Origin of the sequence: Bacillus sp. FSL K6-0073, assembly GCF_038006085.1 — a bacterium.
Lineage (GTDB): Bacteria > Bacillota > Bacilli > Bacillales > Bacillaceae_G > Bacillus_A > Bacillus_A cereus.
This window is the reverse complement of sequence record NZ_JBBOUN010000001.1, coordinates 411,023-430,334: the sequence shown is the minus strand read 5'-3', so window position 1 is coordinate 430,334 and position 19,312 is coordinate 411,023. Positions and strand designations below refer to the sequence as shown.

The window sequence follows — 19,312 nt, the reverse complement described above, 5'->3', positions numbered from 1 at the left end:
TCGGAGGTAGTTTATCATGTTTTGGCTACAATTTCTTACCTTGTTACTCTGTATTTTTATTGGTGCACGCCTAGGCGGAGTTGGTTTAGGAGTAATGGGTGGAGTTGGTATGGCAATACTCGTTTTTGTCTTCCACTTACAACCAACGGCGCCTCCTATCGATGTAATGCTTATGATTTTGGCAGTAATTACAGCTGCTGGTGCACTCCAAGCCGCTGGAGGAATGGACTACCTTGTTCATCTAGCTGAAAAGGCATTACGAAAAAATCCAAAACGCATTACATTCTTTGCTCCAATTGTTACTTATTTATTTACACTTTGTGCAGGAACTGGTCACGTTGCTTATTCTGTACTTCCTGTTATCGCTGAAGTCTCTCGCGAATCGGGAATTAGACCAGAACGACCAATGTCAATTGCCGTAATTGCTTCCCAACAAGCAATTACAGCTAGTCCTATATCAGCTGCAACAGTTGCACTTTTAGCAATGTTAGCTGACTATAAAATCACCTTATTAGATATTTTAAAAGTAAGTATCCCTTCTACTTTCATCGCTTGTATGATAGCTGCATTTGTTGCTAGTAAGATGGGAAAAGAATTAAGTGAAGACCCTGAATACTTAAAACGATTAAAAGAAGGAATGATTCCTAAGCTTGAAGAGAAAAAAGAATTTGTAGGTGTAAAGGGTGCAAAATTATCAGTTATCCTTTTCCTTGTAGGAACCTTCCTTGTTGTACTTCTCGGTTCATTTGAAGCACTTCGTCCAGGATGGACAGTTGATGGGAAGTTAGCTCGTCTTTCCATGCCGAACACAATTGAGATGGTTATGTTAACTATCGCGGCTCTTATTATTATTTTCTGTAAACCAAATGTAGAAAGCATTGTGTCTGGTAACGTCTTTAAAGCAGGAGCAACAGCAGTTGTTGCTATTTTCGGTATCGCTTGGATGGGAGATACTTTCTTTAATGGAAACTTAAATATGATTCAAGGATCCATTCAGCATTTAGTAACAAGTGCACCTTGGCTATTTGCCATCGCACTATTCATTCTATCTATTTTACTGTACAGCCAAGCAGCAACAGTTCGTGCCTTAATGCCACTTGGACTATCCCTTGGCATTCCACCAGCGCTACTGATTGCGATGTTCCCTGCAGTAAATGGATACTTCTTCATTCCAAACTATGGGACAATCGTTGCTGCCATTAACTTTGACCGCACTGGTACAACAGGTATCGGTAAATACGTATTAAATCATAGTTTTATGATTCCGGGTCTAATTGCAACATTTACTTCTATCGGAATTGGAATGCTCTTAATTTCAATTATGTTTTAAAGAAAAAGCACAAACCTTTATTTAAAAAGGTTTGTGCTTTTTTAATCAAATGTTTGTTTAAATTTTTGGGCAGTCTATTTCTCCATGTAGCACTTAAAATACTACACTTCCTTCCCTACAAACTTCTCTTTACTTCTTCAGCTAATTTTCTCGTACTTTCATACGCAGATTCAGCTAAACTAATTGCTGAAATAACTGAAACACCGTCCGCACCCGCTTCTATAACTGCCGCTGTATTTTCAATTGTAATCCCACCAATACCAACGATTGGCACTGTAATTCCTTGTTCTCTAAAATAAGCTAATCCTTTCGTTCCTTGAACCGCTTTCGTATCTTTTTTCGTACTCGTTGGGAAAATAGGTCCAACGCCTAAATAATCTGCTCCATTTTCGATTGCAAAGCGTGCTTCTTCAATTGTATGAGCAGATACGCCGATAATTTTATCTCCCATTTTTTCACGAACAGATGTAATTCCTTCATCATCTTGTCCAACATGAACACCATCTGCATCTAATTCAATGGCTAATTCTACATCATCATTTACAATGAAAGGAACACTATATTCCTTACAAAGCGTCTGCAATTCTTTTGCAAAGCGCACTCTATCTTCTCCGATTAAAGAACCTTCCCCCTTCTCGCGAAACTGAAAAAGTGTCACTCCACCATCTAACGCTTCTTTCAATACAGCTAAAGGATCCCTCGTGCAGTTATTACTTCCCATAATAAAATACACTTGCAATAGCGTAGACATTTTATCTATTTCAATGCGTGCCATTTCTTTCACTCCCTCTTACTCTAACTCCACAATCTTCCCATACTTCTCAATATCACCTGAAGTTGTATTAGCTAATTGATTTAAAAATTCAATTTGGAAACTACCAGGCCCTTTTTCTACCGCCTTAGCAGCTGCCAGTTCCGAAGCTACACCATAAAACGTTAATGCGGCTACTGCTGCTTTTACATAATCTTTTTCCACTGCTACAAATGCTCCTATTACAGAAGTTAGTAAACAACCTGTTCCCGTAACTTTCGTTAAAATAGGGTGACCATTTCGAATAACAATAGTTCTCTCTCCATCTGTAACAACATCTTCTTTTCCAGTAATGACCGCAACTGTATTTAGTTCATCTGCTGCCTGCCTTGCAATACTTACAACATTGCCATTTCCAGTACCAGCGTCTACCCCTTTAATTTCCCATTTCTCATTAATAACATTTGCTATTTCAGCCGCATTTCCGCGGATAATTGCTAAATCTATTTCGGCTGGAATATGTCTCGCAACTTCTGTTCGATACGAAGTTGCTCCTGCACCAACTGGGTCAAATAGTACTGGCACATTGTTCGCATTTGCTGATTTACCCGCGAGTAACATCGCTTCTACTTCTTCAGGACGAAGTGTCCCCATATTTAATACTAACGCTCCAGCAATGCTAGCCATTTCTGCTACTTCTTCTTTTGCATACGCCATTACAGGCGATGCTCCAAGTGCCAACAAACCGTTAGCAGTAAAATTTGTTACAACAACATTTGTAATATTATGAACGAGCGGATTAGATTCTCTCACCAAATCCACTACTTTACTAATTTCTTTCATATTCATCCTTTTCATCTCCTAACTATAATGATGGGAGATACACAAAAAGACACTTTGCGCGTACGCAAAGTGCCTGAACATGTGCTTTTACACTCTCCCTACGCTGGCATTATCCAACAGGTTCAAATGGTCAATGACGGACTAGTCATACTCTCAGTTTGTATCCACAAACTCCCATGTGTTTCTTATTCATCTACTTCAAAGTCTACTCTTATTCTAGTAAAATAACAAGTTCTTTACTTTTCTATTTAATATAGGAGCAACTGATAAAGTGAAACTTTAATCAGTGATTTTTTTCATCCCCCATTGATTATCGGCCCTCACCAATCGGGCTTTTACGGGCAGTTGTTCCCCCACCTAACTTATTTGCTTTCGTTGAATTTTGAGGTGGGGATCTTACTGCCCGTTAATGCGGGATAAAGTGAAACTTTAATTAGTTGGGATTTTGTTCACTCCATTAAAAACAGCTCAAATATGGAGCGAAACTGAATCTCAAGAAGATGTATGCTATATTTAACTTATGGAAATTTGAAAGGATGTTTTTAATATGGCAAAAAGCGTTGTAATCGCTGAAAAACCTTCCGTTGCACGAGATATTGCTCGTGTACTTAAGTGTGATAAAAAAGGAAACGGCTACCTTGAAGGTAGTAAATATATTGTAACTTGGGCTTTAGGCCATCTCGTTACATTAGCTGATCCAGAAAGCTATGATGTGAAATATAAAAAGTGGAATTTAGAAGATTTACCGATGCTACCTGAGCGTTTGAAATTAACGGTTATTAAACAAACTGGTAAACAATTTAATGCTGTAAAAAGTCAGCTACTTAGAAAAGATGTAAATGAAATTATTGTAGCAACAGACGCTGGACGTGAAGGGGAATTAGTCGCACGCTGGATTATCGATAAAGTTAAGCTAAATAAACCAATCAAACGTTTATGGATTTCTTCTGTAACCGATAAAGCAATTAAAGATGGTTTTGCAAATTTAAAACCAGGTAAAGCCTATGACAATTTATACGCTTCAGCAGTTGCACGTTCAGAAGCTGACTGGTATATCGGTCTTAACGCAACTCGCGCTTTAACAACTCGCTTTAATGCTCAGTTAAATTGTGGCCGTGTACAAACGCCTACTGTCGCTATGATTGCTAGTCGTGAAGATGAAATAAAAAACTTCAAAGCACAAACTTACTATGGCATCGAAGCTCAAACAATGGAGAAGCTCAAACTTACTTGGCAAGATGCAAATGGCAATAGCCGCAGTTTTAATAAAGAAAAAATTGATGGTATTGTAAAAAGTTTAGATAAACATAATGCTACTGTTGTGGAAATTGATAAGAAACAGAAGAAGTCATTCTCTCCTGGTCTTTACGATTTAACTGAATTGCAACGTGATGCAAATAAAAAGTTCGGTTACTCTGCTAAAGAAACATTAAATATTATGCAAAAATTGTATGAACAGCATAAAGTACTAACGTACCCTCGTACAGATTCACGCTACATTTCATCTGATATCGTTGGAACACTTCCAGAACGTCTAAAAGCATGTGGTGTTGGAGAATACCGTCCCTTCGCACATAAAGTATTACAAAAGCCTATCAAACCTAACAAATCATTTGTTGATGATAGTAAAGTAAGCGATCATCATGCGATTATTCCAACAGAAGGATACGTTAATTTCTCAGCATTCACAGATAAAGAACGCAAAATTTATGATTTAGTTGTAAAACGTTTCTTAGCTGTTTTATTCCCAGCATTCGAATACGAACAACTAACGTTACGCACAAAGGTCGGCAATGAAACATTCATTGCACGCGGAAAAACGATTTTACATGCTGGTTGGAAGGAAGTATACGAAAATCGATTTGAAGACGATGATGTAACTGATGACGTAAAAGAGCAGATTCTACCTCACATTGAAAAGGGCGATACATTAACTGTAAAGTTACTTATGCAAACATCAGGTCAAACGAAAGCACCTGCACGCTTTAATGAAGCAACTTTACTTTCAGCAATGGAGAATCCTACAAAATATATGGATACGCAAAATAAACAACTTGCTGATACGTTAAAATCGACTGGTGGATTAGGTACTGTAGCGACACGTGCAGATATTATCGACAAACTTTTCAATTCTTTCTTAATTGAAAAACGTGGTAAAGATATTCACATTACATCAAAAGGTCGTCAATTACTTGATTTAGTACCAGAAGAATTAAAATCACCTACACTAACTGGTGAGTGGGAACAAAAACTTGAAGCAATTGCAAAAGGAAAATTAAAGAAAGAAGTATTCATTTCGGAAATGAAGAACTATACGAAAGAAATTGTTTCTGAAATTAAATCGAGTGATAAAAAATATAAACATGACAACATTTCAACGAAGTCTTGTCCAGACTGCGGTAAACCAATGCTAGAAGTAAACGGCAAAAAGGGAAAAATGCTCGTATGCCAAGATCGTGAATGTGGTCATCGTAAAAATGTATCTCGTACAACAAACGCTCGCTGTCCGCAATGTAAGAAGAAACTAGAATTACGTGGTGAGGGTGCAGGCCAAATTTTCGCATGTAAATGTGGCTATCGTGAGAAATTATCAACATTCCAAGAACGACGTAAAAAAGAATCTGGAAACAAAGCCGATAAACGCGACGTTCAAAAGTATATGAAACAACAGAAAAAAGAAGAAGAACCATTAAATAACCCATTCGCAGAAGCATTAAAAAAATTAAAATTTGATTAAACAAAAAGGTTCCTACCTCTATCGGTAGGAACCTTTTATTTTAGTGAATGATTTTACTTCCTTTTGCATTCTCAACAAATTTTTCACTTGATTTGTTAATTGGTGTTTTCAGTAATAACGCAGCAACGATCATAACTACTACGAAAGCACTTAACACAAGTAAATCTCGCGTTACGATATCCCAAAGCATTCCGCCAACTGTTTCACGAATTGCGCTAATTGCGTATGTGAACGGTAAGAACGGATAAATCGCTTGGAAGAACGCTGGTGTCATTTGGATTGGGAATGTTCCGCCCGATCCTGCTACTTGTAGTACAAGTAAAATGATTGCCATCGATTTCCCAACGTTTCCGAAAATAGAAACGAGTGAGTATACGATACAAACGAAGACTCCACCAATAAATAAACTAAATAACACAAACCAGAACTTATCGACTACGTACGTACCGAGTAAGAATATATCTCCCATCGATACGATAAACGCTTGTGAAAGACCTATCGTTAAGAATGTTAATAAACGTCCGAAGTAAATTTCATGGCTCTTATAATTCGCGCCCTCTTCGTGTACTTCTACCGTTAATAATGAAACCATTAATAATGCGCCTACCCATAATGCAAGCACTGTATAGAATGGTGACATCGCTGAACCGTAGTTCGGCATCGCAAATAATTTATTTTCTTTTAAATTTACTGGATTCGCAAAGTAATCACTTTGCTTTTCAACATCATTTTTCAATAAGCGTATAATGTCTTTTAAATCCTCTTCAGATTCAAAATCACGAATTTTATCTGCTAATTCTTTAATCTTTTTCTCAGTAGCTGGCATTTCAGCTTTAATGTCTGCTAATTTCTTTTTACCATCTACTAAACCTTTTGATGAATCTTCTAGTAATTTTTTAACATCTGGAAGCTTTTTGTCTGCCTCTTTTAAAATTTGAGATGTGTTTTTAGACATCTCTTTTGTGCGAGCAATTGCTGCATTGAAATTTGGAGTGATTTCTGAGTCATATTTAGCTAAAATGTCACCAATTTGGCCCGAAACACTTTTAGACACTTGATTAATACTTTCAATAACATCAGCTGCTGGTTTTTGACCTTTATTAATAGCGTCAATTCCTTTATCAGTTAAATCCATTCCTTTTTGCAAACCATCTTTTGCTTTATTTAACTTAGAAATTGTACCATTAAGGTTTTTATCACTATTCACATCAGCTAACACTTTATTTGTACTTTCCAAAACTGGAATCATGTCATTAACTAAATTCCAACTTGCTTTGAACTGCCCATTCAAATCATTTAAGGCTACTTTTGTAGAATCTAATCCGTTAACACCTTTGTTACTTAAGTCTTCTCTTGCTTTTTCAAGCTCTGTTTTTAATCTGCTGTAATCATTTACAGCTTTATCATATTTCTCTCTACCATTGTCTAATATCTCATTAGCCTTATTTATATCTTGATTTAAATTGCCTCTAAGCTGCTGTGCATTTTCTTGCGCATTTTCAGCCTTACTTTTCAGTTGCTCAGCTGTACTTACTGCTTTTTCAAAATCAGCTACAAACGTTGCATTATAATCCTTTTCAGCTTGATTTACTAAATTATTTACTGCATCTAATTTTTGATTTACAGCATCTCGCACATCTTGTTTAACTTCTTGTCCGGAACTAATTAAATCTCCTACATGCTTAACCCTATTGTTAGCATCCACCATAGAATTTTTAAGCACCGTTAAACTTTCCACTCTGTTTCCAAAGAACTGTTTACCGAATTCCGTGGAAGCTGATTCCTTGAAAGCTGTAAAGAAATCAATCAAATATGAAACACTATCGATACGCTCTTGGAGGAGCTTTGAAGCATCCTGCACATTTTTCTGTGCTACAGCTGGATCCACGCCTTTATTTTGAAGGCCATCCATAACACTCTTTACATATGCCGTTCCAACACGAGTAGAATTGAAAACAGTGTTTACAGTTTGATCAATATTTTTAGCAATATTTTTATACCCTTCACCATTCACTTGTGGTAATGCTGGAATCTCTGGTATTTGTGGAATAGTTATATTAGGTAAGACTGGTAATTTAGCTGGATCTGGCAATGTCAGATTAAAGTCAAATGCCGGATTTTTTAAGTAATCCGTAATTTTCGCTGCAGCATCCAATCCCTGCTGCATTACTGTTAAATTATTTTTAATAGTTCCCGGAGCGCGATTCAATGTTTCATCATTTCTCGCAAAGAATTTATCTAAATTCCCTAACGCTTCTTGCCCATCATTCATAACACTCTCTACAACCGGCAACTCTTTTTGCGCTACTTTCACAACATCTTCTGCTCGAGTTGCATCATCTAACGCCTTATCCATGAGTGTATTCATTTCTGGGAACTGCGCTTCTAGCTTAAAGACAAGATCTTTTACTTTCTCGATACTTGGTAAGTTTGTTTCTAAATCGATTCCAAGATCATTGAAAATTTTAAAAATCTCACCGTTTGCTGTTTTTACAAAGTTTTTACTAATTTCTTCTGTAATACCTGATGCACCTTTTGCTGTAATCTTCGGTGCAATCGCGTTTACTTTTTCATTCACATAGTAATCCAGTTCTGGTTTTTTCGGATTTTCATCCAGAACAGTTGCGATTTTTTCAGAGAAGTCTTTTGGAATCGTAATACTTGCATAATAATCCCCACGCTCAACTCCGTAAATTGCTTGTTTTTCATCTACAAATTTCCAGCCAAGATTTTTGTTTTTCTTAAGGGAGTCTACAATCTCTTTCCCGATATTAATATCTTTCCCTCTTAAATTAGAACCTGCATCTTGGTTAGAAACTGCAATGGGAACCTCTTTTGTATTTCCATACGGATCCCAAGAAGCTTTAATGTTAAACCATGCATATAACGATGGTAAAATCATTAATCCTAAAACAATAACAATTGCAGCCCAATGTTTGGCTACATTCCGTAAATCTGTCTTATAAATACGCCAAATTTGTTTCATAGAAGTTATCACCTAATTATATATTTTTCCTTCTTTAGAAAATGATACATGCATTTTGCAATTATATCACTTTCTACATCGTGTATTAACCAAAAACGTACTATTTTTTCCCATTAACTTTCACTTACTTCATTATATAACGAAGTGAGTCAAAGTATGAATACAAAATGACCAAATCGGTTTTACATTCAATAATAACAAATATATATGAAATGTCATAAAAAATACAAGTATTTTCTCTTGGAAATACTTGTATTCCTAAAAAAAATCCTCACAGCTTTTATTCTCTGTGAGGATTTCTTCTATTATATATCCAATTGAACCTCTACACCGAAATGATCTGAAATTACATTTCTGTTTGTACCATTAAAAATAACTTTTGAAGAATGAACTTTTTTACTTTGGTTACACAATATTAGATCGATTCGCAAATTATGTTTATTTTCATCCCAACCAGCAATCTCACCTTGGACAGTCGTTCCTTCATCCTTCTCTATTGCTAATTCATATGTGTCATACAACCCTTTTTGCATCATATACTCATAACCTTCGCCTTCCAACCGAGCATTGTTATTAAAATCCCCCATTAAGAAGGCGAGCTTATTGCTATCTACACGCTCCATCAAACGATCGACTTGACCTTCGAATGACTCTTCTTCATCATTCCACCAACCGAGATGGCAAGAGTAAAACGTTATATCCTTACCATTATAAGCAATTGTTGCACTTACAATTTTACGCGTTTTCCAATACGTTGTATCCTCGTTTTCTGAAATGAAGAACGTATCTTCTTTTATAATATTATGCTTCGTTATAATTGCTAATCCTTCTTCATACACGTCATAACCAATATGAGAGAAATCCCAAGTAATATTGTAATCTTTTACATGTAGCGCTTTTAACTCTTCTAATAGTAAAAGTCCAAAATTATCTTCTTTCTTGTTACCGCATACATTTTCAGCTTGTATGGACTGACTTACTTCTTGCAATGCGATGACATCGTACTCTTCTTCTTGAATTACTTTAGCAAGGTATTGTATCTTTTCTATTTGATTCTCTTCTTGCCAAGAATGACAGTTTAAAGTTAGCAATTTCATATTATTACGCACCTAACATATCTTGAATGTCTGACTTTAATACGTCAGCTTTCGGACCATATACCGCTTGTACACCTTTATCTTTTACAATAAGCCCTAAAGCACCATTTTGTTTCCACTGTGCTTCTGGTGCAACAACATCTAAATCTTTTACTGTTACACGTAAGCGTGTCATACAAGCATCTACGTCAGCAATATTTTCTTTTCCACCTAATAAATCGATAACTTTTGTTGCTAATGAACCGTCTTGTACATTTCCTGTTCCTTCTGATGCCTCATCTTCATTATCAATATAGTTACCTGCACGCCCTGGTGTTGGTAAATTGAATTTTTTAATTAAGAAATTGAATAGTGTAAAGTTAAGACCGAAGAACACTAATGAAACAATAACAAAGTTGATTAAGTCTCTTGTTAAACCTGCGTTAACCATCATTGGTGTACGAGTAATTAACTCAATAAATCCAAATGCATGAACACGTAAGTTAATTAAATCAGCTAGCGCGAATGCAAGTCCTGTTGTAATAGCATATACAACATATAATACTGGAGCAATAAACATGAACATGAATTCAATTGGTTCTGTTACACCTGTTAAGAATACTGCTAATGCTGCTGATAAAAACATTGGTTTATATTTTGCACGCTTTTCTTTATCCACGTTACGGAACATCGCAAATGCAATCCCCATTAACGCTGCTGTTGAGCCGATAACTTGTCCAGCTTTGAAACGAGCTGGTACAACGTTATTTAATAAATCGTTATATGCCTTCGTATCTCCATTTGCTAGTAAATTATTTAAATCTGTAATCCATGCAAGCCATAATGGATCTTGTCCTGCTACAACTTGTCCAACTTTTGAACCAGTTAACATCGTATATGTTCCGCCTAGCTCTGTATAGTTCATCGGAATTGTTAACATATGGTGTAAACCAAATGGTAATAATAAACGCTCTAACGTTCCATATACAAACGGTGCAACAACTGGTGCGCTATCTTTTGAAGCTGCAATCCAGCGACCAAATTCATTTAACCCACTTTGGATGAATGGCCATAGAAGTGATAATACAATCGCAGTAACTGTAGACCAAAGAATTACAACGAATGGTACAAATCGTTTTCCATTAAAGAATGCTAATGCCTGTGGCAATTTATTATAGTTATAATATTTGTTATATAGATTAGCTCCTAAGAAACCTGTGATAATCCCCACGAAAACTCCCATGTTTAAAGCTGGTGCACCAAGTACAGAAGTAAAGTAATCTTTTACAAGTAAATCTCCTGCTATTACTGAAGAAACTGTCGCTTTTGAATCCGCTAACATTTGAGCGTTTACGCCAAATATAGCTCCTGTAATTCGGTTTGTTAAGACGAATGCTAATAGCGCTGCAAATGCACCACCTGCACGATCCTTCGCCCACGATCCCCCAATTGCTACTGCAAATAAGATGTGTAGATTTGTAATGATTGCCCAACCAATGTCTTCCATTACGCGAGCGATTGTATGAACTGCGTTAACATCCCCAGCAGACATACCAATTAACTTACCGATGGAAATCATTAAACCAGCTGCTGGCATTACGGCTACAACAACTAATAACGCTTTCCCGAACTTTTGCCAAAAATCAAAAGACGTAATTTTCATCTGTTCTTCCTCCCCTTTATTTATAACAACATAATGATTTAAATTATAATTTCTGTCCCTTTTATGAAAACGATTCCTCACATCATTTTTCTTTTTACGCAACCGTTTTCATAAATCTATTTTAATAAAAGCGTTTTCACTTTGCAATAGAAATTTATTTTTTTTCATAAAAAAAGATGCTCAAAGAGCATCCTTTTTTATTATGAAATGCGATAAACCCTTGTTTCATAAGGTTTTAAAGCAATTGTTGTTACTTCTTCATGTTCCGCAACTTCATAGTTATTTAAAAGCAAACGTTTGCGTTCTAGTGCAAATGAACCCTCATTATACACAGTTTCCTCTTTTGAGATATTACTAATTACAATGACTTTTTCATCCTGTAACGTACGTGTATATGCATAAATTTGTGGATCGTCTTCTAAAAGTAAATCGTACGTACCATAGTTCAGTACATCGTGCTCTTTTTTCAGGGCAATCATTTTCTTATAGAAATTGAAAATAGACTTTTCTTCATTTTTTTGCTTCTCAACATTAATTTCTTTGTAATTTGGATTCATGCTAAACCAAGGTGTACTTGTTGTGAAACCAGCATTAATCTCATCATTCCACTGCATAGGTGTACGTGAATTATCGCGGCAAGAAGCCCATATAATCTCCATCATATCTTGATGTGGTACGCCCTCTGCAATTTTCTCGCGATATAAATTTTTAATTGCTACATCATCGTAATCTTCAATATTTGGTAACTGAACATTTGTCATACCAATTTCTTGTCCTTGATAAATAAACGGTGTACCGTGCATAAAGAAATACATCGCTCCTAGAGCTGTTGCACTTTCACGCCAATATTGTTTGTCATCTCCCCATGTTGAAACGATACGTGGTTTATCGTGATTCTCAATATATAAAGCGTTCCATCCTTTATTTTCTAATCCTTTTTGCCATTTCGTTAATACTTTTTTCAATCCTACAACATCAAGGTCTTTCTTCTTCTCTGCATCCCATAAACTTAAATGTTCAAACTGGAATACCATATTGAACTTACCTTGCTCTTCTCCAACCCAAAGCTCAGCATCTTCAATCTTAACGCCATTTGCTTCACCAACAGTCATAATATCGTACTTAGAGAATGTATTTTCTTTTAGCTCTTCTAATAAAGGTTGAATACCTTTCACATTCATATGTTTATCAAAAGATGGCACATATTTTAACTCTTTTGGATTTGGCATATCCTTAAGGCCTTCTTCTTTTTTAATATGACTGATCGCATCAACGCGGAAACCATCAATACCTTTATCAAGCCACCAATTAACCGTATCATATAGTACTTCGCGAACTTCTTTATTCTCCCAGTTCAAATCTGGTTGTTTACGTGAGAATAGATGTAAATAATATTGTTCTGTTTCTTCATCATATTCCCATGCCGAACCATTAAAAATACTTTCCCAGTTGTTTGGCTCCGCACCATCTTTACCATCATGCCAAATATACCAATCACGCTTCGGATTATCTTTAGATGAACGTGATTCAATAAACCATGGATGTTCATCACTCGTATGATTAATAACTAAATCAATAATAAGCTTCATATCACGCTTATGAACTTCATCTAGTAAAGCATCAAAGTCTGCCATTGTACCAAACTCATCCATAATATCTTGATAATCACTAATATCATAACCATTATCATCATTAGGCGATTTATACATTGGACAAATCCAAATTACATCTATACCTAAATCTTTTAAATAATCCAGTTTTGCAATAATACCTTGTAAATCTCCAATACCATCACCATTTGAATCCATAAAGCTTCGTGGATAAATTTGATAAGCAACCGCTTCTTTCCACCATGTCTTATTCATAGTCATTCTCTCCTTTTGCATCTCATCATAATTTTTTATGCAAACGTTTTCGTAACACTATCATAACAAAATATGAATAGTTTGCAACTGTTTTCATTGAACTCTATGTAGATTCTTTATTCTTATGCTTTATTTATTTCTCACAAAGGTAAATCTCATTCTTCCCCTCTTCTTGAAACTGGTAGCCCCTCTCTCTTTATAGAAGAAGTTCCTTATATAAAGGCTGTTGAATTTTTTAATGGCGGTAACATCCCTGAAAATTTCAAGCGCTCTGGTTCCTGTGTCTATAAACCTATTCCCCTTAAAGGCATTCAAATCATGCAATACTTTCTTTCTCATGCACCAAATAAAGATGCTAGTATTTGGCATCAATCGCTCATAGGTGCTGTTGAAAATATTTCGCCGAATAAAACGGCTTATTTTCATCGTAAAGCAATTATTTCTCAAGAATACATTACCTCTTGGAAATGCGATGATGAAGAAAATCAAAATATACGCTGGGTTAAAGGTTTACGAGAAAACTTAGATCCTTATACACTAGGTGACTATGTGAACTGGCCCGATATCGACATTAAAAATTGGCAAACTAGTTATTATGGCTCTAACTTTCACAGATTACGTAAAGTAAAAATCATGTATAATCCTTGTGATGTTTTTCATTTCCAACAAAGTATTCCTCCTTTTCATACGTGAAAAAAGGGATAACATAAAAAAATCACCCAATATACCGTTACCTCGCAGTATGTTGGATGATTCAAGTTGATTTTCTATATCGTTTCAAATTCTTGCTCCTACTCATAAACTTTTACTTATAGATTAATTGTATTTCGTATCATTTTCATGCAATGAATGTAATTTAATATTTGGTACTTTATCTTTTTCAATACCTCTATTATAAGAAACAGGAACTTGAAATTCGAATTGCTTTGTCTCATGTTTTTGTAAATAGACTGGTTTCGGTACTGGATAGCTTTTTGAATTCTCGTTTGCATTATCATATAAAACAACTTTTAATGCTTGTGAATGATTACGATAATTTTTTAAAGTAACAATGCACTTCGGTTGGATATTCTCTCCATTTTTCTCCATTCTACAATGGCTATCATCTTTTTTATATTCTATTGCTTCTACGCCTGTTTTTCCTGCATAGTACCATGTTTTATTCAATGTCTGGAGGATGTTATTTAAAATAAACGGCATCATTAAAATTAAAATACTAATGCCTACTACTTTTATCTTATTCGTTTTTCTAAATGTACTAGACTCCTTTTTTCCTAGCCATTTTAAAAATAATATAAATGCAATTACATGTAGTATGAAAGAAACAATCAATATATTTGAGACTTTATAATCCATATAGACATACGTATGTATCGGAACCTTATAGACATTGAATAGTTTTTCCCCAATTAATTCATTATCATTTGGAATTTTTAATAATAACAAAACCCCTATACTGTAACAAATAGCTACTAATCGATCATACTCAATACGAATCATTCTTTCTCCCCTTCACTTTGTATTTTATTATCGATTTTAGCTATTATTACCATACTATACAATCTTTTTATAGAGGATAACGTAAAAAAGTTCCTTATAAATATATAAAGAACCTTATTAATATACACTATGAATTAAAAAATCAATATACAATTTTCACATTGAAATTTCTTCAAAATATGTTGGATCATGTATTGTAATTTTTTTATCTAAAATTGTAACAATGCTATCATTTTTTAATTGTTTTAATACGCTGCTAACTGTCTCTCGAGATGTTCCAGATATTTTGGATATTTCAATTGTTGTAAGTGGACATGAAATTACAATCTTTTCCCCACTCTGTTCTCCTAAATCCTGCATTAAATAATTTAACGTTTGGATAACACGATCTTGTGCATTAGGAATTGTAATATTTTGCACTCGATTTTCGTTCAATTTTAATATAGATGATAATTGCTGAACAACGTACATCAATTGCGTTCTGCTGGATTTTACCATATCTTCAAAGATTACCGTTGGAATATAATATACCTCCACATCCGTCATTGCTTCTGCTGTATAGTTATATCCTCTGTCTGTAAACATACCACCATAAGGAAAAATAGAATATCGCTTTACATAGTCATCGTATAATAAGTTCCCATTTTGATTAACCCGCTCTAACTTTACAAAACCATCTAACATGAAGTAGATTCTTTCCCTTGAATCTCCTTCTAAAAATAAAAATTGACCTTTTTTATAAGTTCGCCAATAAACAAACTCTGTTAAGCCTTTCAATTTTTTTTCTGTTAAATGAGCAAATAATTCGAACTGCTTTAAGTCCTTAACTACGTTCCGTCTATTCATAAAATTCCCTCTCTCTTGCTGTATGTTGGAGCGAAAAATCAAGAAAGCGTATTCAATTTGAATTTTATCATAATTAACTTACATATTCAGATTTCATCATGAAAACTTTATGAACAATAAGTACAAAAAATATTAATAAATAAAAAGAATGAAGTTACTAACTTCATTCTTTTTTACTAATAAGTAGCGTACATAATAATTTAAACATATATGCATACATTCTGTTTTGAAATAATAGTACCGGCTTTTTCTTCTAGTGCTTCATATACTTTTTCTAAAGACGTAATAATTGTTTTTCTTTTTGGATTTGTATTAACAAAATTAATAGCAGCTTCAATTTTTGGAAGCATGCTTCCCGCAGCAAATTGTTGTTCTTCAATATATTCTTCTAATTGATTCACTGTGACATGCTCTAATTTTTTTTGATTCGGTTGATTATAATTTACATACACATGATCAACTGCAGTTAAAATAACGAGCGTATCGGCATCTACTAATTCTGCTAATTTCTGCGCAGCGAAATCTTTATCGATAACCGCTTCAGTTCCTTCTAACCCTTCTTCGGAATCAATTACTGGAATTCCACCTCCGCCAACAGCTATCACTATATTTCCATCTTCGACCAAAGAATTAATCACTTTATGTTCATGAATACTTACAGGCTTCGGTGATGGAACAACGCGTCTCCACCCTCTACCAGCATCTTCTTTAAACACTGCTTTTGTTTCATCCATTAATCTTCTGGCCTCTTCTTCTATATAAAAAGGACCAATTGGTTTAGTTGGATTTTTAAATGCCTCATCTTTTTTATCCACAACAACACGTGTTATAACCGTTGCTACGTCTTTTTTTATATTCCGTTTTTTCAATGCCTTTTCAATCGCATTTTCCATCCAATATCCAATCATCCCTTGACTCATTGCCCCACAAGTATCTAATGGCATTGCAGGTGTCTTTTCCGTTTCTGCAGCTTTTTGCTGTAATAAAATATTCCCCACTTGTGGGCCATTTCCATGCGCAATTACTATATCTACATCATTTTCCATTATTTTCACAAGTTGTTCTGCCGTTTTTTCCAACGCTTCTTGCTGCGCTCCCGCAGTAGCTTCTCCAGACTGTATCGCATTTCCCCCTAGTGCAACTACAATTTTTCTTCGTGCCATATTCCAGCCCTCCAGTTGATTTCGCTTTCACAGCGCTTTATAAAGTAATACTGCCTGTAATTAATCCATAAATCGCAAAGAATGCTAAAGCACCAATTGCTACGGATGATGCTAATTCCACTCGAGTAAATATTTGCTTCGAACTCTTTTGCTTTTGAACATTGTAAAAAATAAAAATACCTGGCGCATATAAAGTCATTGTTAATAATAAATACTCTAAACCAGCTGCATAAACTAACCACACGCCATAAATACTGGCTATCAAACCAATTACTATATTTTTATTTCGATCTACTTCTTCAGAATTTAAGCTATGCTTCAGTTGATAAAATGCTGAAAAAGCATATGGAATTAAAATAGCTGAAGATGCTAAAGAGAATGCAAAGTTATACGCCTGATCAGAAACAACGAATGTTAACAAGAACATTTGTATTAAACCATTTGTTATCCACAATGAATTTACTGGAGCCTTATTTTTATTTTCTTTTGCGAACCATTTTGGAAATACTCCATCTTTAGCCGCTAAATATGGAATTTCAGAAGCGAGCAAAGTCCAACCTAACCAAGCACCTAATACAGAGATGACCAAACCTAAATTAATAAAGATAGCACCCCATTTTCCAACAACACTTTCAAATAAATAAGCCATAGCCGGATTTTTCAAACCCGCAATATCTGCTTGCTGCATAAGTCCAAGAGACAATAATGTGATTAAAATATAAATGATGAGTGTACCAATTAAGCCAATAACGGTTGCTTTCCCTACATCACTTCTATTTTTTGCTCGACTGGATAAAACAACAGCCCCTTCTACCCCAATGAATACCCATAAAGTTACAAGCATTGTACTTTTAACTTGGCTGCCAACTGCTCCCCATGAAAAAGAACCAGTTTGCCCCCAAAATCCATCTAAGAACGTATCAATATGAAACGCGAAGATTCCTATGACAATAAATACAAATACAGGTACTAATTTTGCGATTGTAGTTACTAAATTCACAAGTGCTGCTGATTGAACTCCACGTAAAATTAACATGTGAACACACCATAATAATACGCTTGCACCAATAATGGACGCTACATTTTGCCCGCCTTCAAAGATTGGGAAGAAATATCCTAATGAAGAAAACAATAATGTACCGTAAGCTACATTTCCAAGCCAAGCAGATAGCCAGTATCCCCACGCACTATTAAACCCCATAAAATTACCAAATCCTGCTTTTGCATAGCTAAAAATACCACCATCTAAATCTGGCCGTTTTACAGTTAGATTTTGAAAAGATAATCCAAGTGCAATCATCCCAATTCCTGTTATAACCCAGCCAATAATAATGGCTCCAGCACCAGCACCTTTTGCCATATCACTCGCTAAATTAAAGGCTCCACCGCCAATCATAGACCCAACTACAAGAGCCGTTAGTGTAAACAACCCTAATTTCTTATCTTCACCCATTCCACTCACCTCTCTTAAATTGCAATAACAATACAAAAGCAATAGTGAATGATAGTGTCTAAAGGAGGAGAAAGAAGAAAGGAAGACTCCCTTTCTTCTTTACTCCATGTTTCCTAAAGTAGCTGCCATAACCGCTTTAATTGTATGCATTCTATTTTCAGCTTGATCAAATACTTTTGAATGTTTACTGCGGAATACTTCGTCAGTTACCTCCATTTCTTTCAACCCATATTTCTCATAAACTTCTTCGCCATACATCGTTTCAACATCATGAAATGCAGGTAAACAATGTAAGAAAATCACGTTTTCATTCCCTGTTGCTTTAATCATTTTCATATTTACTTGATAAGGTTTCAATAACTCGACACGTTCAGCAAATTTTTCTTCTTCCCCCATAGACACCCATACATCTGTATAAATTACATCTGCATTCGCAACAGCTTCTTCCACATTACTTGTTATCATTACCTGTTCATTATATTTTTTTGCTAAATCAATTACTTCTTGTGCAGGCCATAAAGATTCCGGTGTACAAATACGTACATCCATTCCAACGATTGCTCCACCAACTAGTAAGCTATTAGCAACATTATTTCGTCCATCGCCAACGTAAACGAGCTTCACATTTTTCAATTTCCCTATATGTTCTCTAATTGTTAATAAATCTGCTAGTGTTTGTGTTGGATGCCACATATCTGTTAATCCATTCCAAACCGGCACACCAGAATTTTGTGCTAAAGATTCTACAGTTTCATGATTAAATCCACGAAACTCAATTCCGTCAAACATACGCCCTAACACTTTTGCTGTATCCTCTACAGATTCTTTTTTCCCAAGTTGAATATCACCTTTCCCTAAATGTTCAGGATTTGCCCCTAAATCTGTACATGCTACTGTAAATGCACAACGCGTACGAGTAGAAGTTTTTTCAAATAAGAGCGCTACATTTTTACCTTCTAAATAATGATGCGGAATACCATTTTTCTTTTTCTCTTTTAATTCTGCTGCCAAATCTAGAAAATATAACAATTCTTCTTGTGTAAAATCTTTTTCTGCTAGAAAGCTTCTTCCTTTTAAATTTGGTCTAGTCATTAACATA

The 19,312-nt window shown here is 35.1% G+C and carries 13 protein-coding genes, 1 pseudogene and 1 riboswitch; of the genes and pseudogenes, 3 read left to right on the top strand and 11 right to left on the bottom strand.

Going from position 1 to position 19,312, the window contains the following annotated elements:
• Positions 1-16 precede the first annotated feature (16 nt).
• Positions 17-1,330 (top strand): anaerobic C4-dicarboxylate transporter family protein, encoded by a 1,314-nt coding sequence (locus tag MHB52_RS02235; RefSeq protein ID WP_000498701.1) that lies wholly within the window; start codon positions 17-19, stop codon positions 1,328-1,330.
• A 115-nt stretch (positions 1,331-1,445) separates the two neighbouring features.
• On the opposite strand, the gene thiE is transcribed toward MHB52_RS02235, so the two are convergent.
• Together thiE and thiM are read right to left on the bottom strand one after the other, a co-directional pair.
• Positions 1,446-2,105 (bottom strand): thiamine phosphate synthase, encoded by a 660-nt coding sequence (gene thiE / locus MHB52_RS02230; protein WP_000090968.1) that lies wholly within the window; start codon positions 2,103-2,105, stop codon positions 1,446-1,448.
• A gap of 15 nt (positions 2,106-2,120) precedes the next feature.
• Complete coding sequence (gene thiM / locus MHB52_RS02225) at positions 2,121-2,930, bottom strand: hydroxyethylthiazole kinase (protein WP_001056095.1); 810 nt, start codon at positions 2,928-2,930, stop codon at positions 2,121-2,123.
• 72 nt (positions 2,931-3,002) lie between these two features.
• A riboswitch (TPP riboswitch) is annotated at positions 3,003-3,112 on the bottom strand.
• A 359-nt stretch (positions 3,113-3,471) separates the two neighbouring features.
• Between thiM and topB the strand changes: the two genes are divergently transcribed.
• Positions 3,472-5,661 (top strand): DNA topoisomerase III, encoded by a 2,190-nt coding sequence (topB, locus tag MHB52_RS02220; protein ID WP_016117101.1) that lies wholly within the window; start codon positions 3,472-3,474, stop codon positions 5,659-5,661.
• Between the two features lie 40 nt (positions 5,662-5,701).
• Here the strand turns inward: topB and MHB52_RS02215 are convergent, their stop codons facing one another.
• The 4 genes from MHB52_RS02215 to MHB52_RS02200 all read right to left on the bottom strand — a co-directional run bounded on the left by MHB52_RS02215 (position 5,702) and on the right by MHB52_RS02200 (position 13,251).
• Complete coding sequence (locus MHB52_RS02215; RefSeq protein WP_000810090.1) at positions 5,702-8,647, bottom strand: YhgE/Pip domain-containing protein; 2,946 nt, start codon at positions 8,645-8,647, stop codon at positions 5,702-5,704.
• 305 nt (positions 8,648-8,952) lie between these two features.
• A complete protein-coding gene (locus MHB52_RS02210; RefSeq protein WP_000771985.1) occupies positions 8,953-9,744 on the bottom strand; it encodes an endonuclease/exonuclease/phosphatase family protein in 792 nt (263 codons plus the stop codon).
• 4 nt (positions 9,745-9,748) lie between these two features.
• The gene (locus tag MHB52_RS02205; protein ID WP_000705569.1) at positions 9,749-11,386 is read right to left on the bottom strand and encodes a PTS transporter subunit IIBC; all 1,638 of its coding nucleotides are present in this window, start codon (positions 11,384-11,386) and stop codon (positions 9,749-9,751) included.
• A 200-nt stretch (positions 11,387-11,586) separates the two neighbouring features.
• Positions 11,587-13,251, bottom strand: a complete 1,665-nt coding sequence (locus MHB52_RS02200; protein WP_061662939.1) for a glycoside hydrolase family 13 protein — start codon at positions 13,249-13,251, stop codon at positions 11,587-11,589.
• A gap of 156 nt (positions 13,252-13,407) precedes the next feature.
• Here MHB52_RS02200 and MHB52_RS02195 point away from each other — a divergent pair.
• A pseudogene (locus MHB52_RS02195) lies at positions 13,408-13,944 on the top strand (BBE domain-containing protein); the annotation flags it as partial.
• A 123-nt stretch (positions 13,945-14,067) separates the two neighbouring features.
• On the opposite strand, the gene MHB52_RS02190 reads toward MHB52_RS02195, so the two are convergent.
• The 5 genes from MHB52_RS02190 to argF form a co-directional block, all read right to left on the bottom strand.
• A complete protein-coding gene (locus MHB52_RS02190) occupies positions 14,068-14,751 on the bottom strand; it encodes a hypothetical protein (protein WP_000619193.1) in 684 nt (227 codons plus the stop codon).
• Positions 14,752-14,907: 156 nt separating this feature from the next.
• Positions 14,908-15,597: a Crp/Fnr family transcriptional regulator gene (locus tag MHB52_RS02185; RefSeq protein WP_001081905.1), complete on the bottom strand. Its 690-nt coding sequence runs from the start codon at positions 15,595-15,597 to the stop codon at positions 14,908-14,910.
• Positions 15,598-15,797: 200 nt separating this feature from the next.
• Positions 15,798-16,760, bottom strand: a complete 963-nt coding sequence (gene arcC / locus MHB52_RS02180; protein WP_061662938.1) for a carbamate kinase — start codon at positions 16,758-16,760, stop codon at positions 15,798-15,800.
• Positions 16,761-16,797: 37 nt separating this feature from the next.
• Complete coding sequence (gene arcD, locus MHB52_RS02175) at positions 16,798-18,213, bottom strand: arginine-ornithine antiporter (protein ID WP_000503402.1); 1,416 nt, start codon at positions 18,211-18,213, stop codon at positions 16,798-16,800.
• A gap of 99 nt (positions 18,214-18,312) precedes the next feature.
• Entirely contained in the window at positions 18,313-19,311 is a 999-nt protein-coding gene (argF, locus tag MHB52_RS02170; protein ID WP_061662937.1) for an ornithine carbamoyltransferase, read from the bottom strand.
• Between the last annotated feature and the right edge of the window lies 1 nt (position 19,312).